Genomic DNA, 1,209 nt, shown 5'->3' on the forward strand with positions numbered 1-1,209 from the left:
GGAAATTGTACAAAGCTTACTGACGAAAGTGGGCGTTTTTCGCAAACCTCAACTGCAAGCCTTGACCACCCTGTTCGCCACCATTCTGATTGCCTGTGGCAAGGTGAATTTTACCAACTTGAGTCGCTATAGCGATTTCAGTGAGCGAACCTATCGACGGTTCTTTGACCAGTCATTTGACTTTGCTGCGTTCAACGCAGAGGTGGTCAAAGCGGCGATAGCGGATCAAGCGATGATTGCAGTGATGGATTGCTCGTTCATCGCCAAGAGTGGGAAGAAGACCTTTGGGATTGACCGATTTTACAACGGCAGCCACAGCCGAGTGGAGCGAGGCTTAGAGGTGTCATTGGTAGCAGTGGTCGATGTCAAAACGGAGGTCGGCTACGGGCTACTGGCGGAACAAACCTTTGATCAAGCAGCTTTTCCTGAACTGACGCGCCTGGATTACTATCTGCATCACTTGGAGATTGCCCGCCCTCAATTGCCTGCTCAGATTCGCTATCTGGCTGTCGATGGAGCTTATGCCAAGGAGCCATTCATCACGGGAGTTCTCGCCCTCCAGTTGCAGGTGATTAGCAAACTGCGTCGGGATGCGAATCTGAGATTTAGGTTTGAGGGCGTGCAAAAAGCGCGAGGCGCAAGACGCAAGTACGATGGCAAAGTGGATTTCACGAGCCTGGAACGCTTCACCTGGGTCAGTCAAGTCCAACCTAGCGTTGACCTTTACACCCAAGTCGTCTGGCACGTCTCGCTCAAGCGTCAAATTCGCCTTGCCGTTCTCAAAGACACTCGTAAACCCAACAAATCCGGCTATGTCGTCTTATTCTCAACCGACCTCACCCAAAGCGCAGAGCAAATCTACCGCTTCTACAGACTACGCTTTCAAATTGAATTCATCTTTCGCGATGCCAAACAGTTCACGGGACTGGGTGACTGCCAAGCCCGGTCCGTCAAAAAACTCGATTTCCATTTCAACGCCAGTTTCACGGCTCTCAATCTTGCCAGGTTGGATGTTCATCGGCAGCAATTCGGGAATGCCCCGTTTGTCTTCTCAATGGCAAGTATCAAGCGACGGGCGCTGAATGACCATTTGCTGGACATCTTTATTTCAAAGTTAGGACTTTCGCCCACTGTGATTAAATCCCATCCTAACTACCAGAATCTAAGGTCTTACGGCGTTATCGCTGTCTAATTTTGTCCGGACTATTG

1 protein-coding gene is annotated in these 1,209 nt (G+C 50.2%); it reads left to right on the top strand.

Annotated elements, in window-relative coordinates:
- A partial coding sequence (locus ACKFKF_RS35085; RefSeq protein WP_446871950.1) for a transposase occupies positions 1–1,192 on the top strand: 1,192 nt, incomplete at its 5' end.
- Positions 1,193–1,209: the final 17 nt, after the last annotated feature.

This window comes from Phormidesmis sp. 146-12 (genome assembly GCF_052939495.1).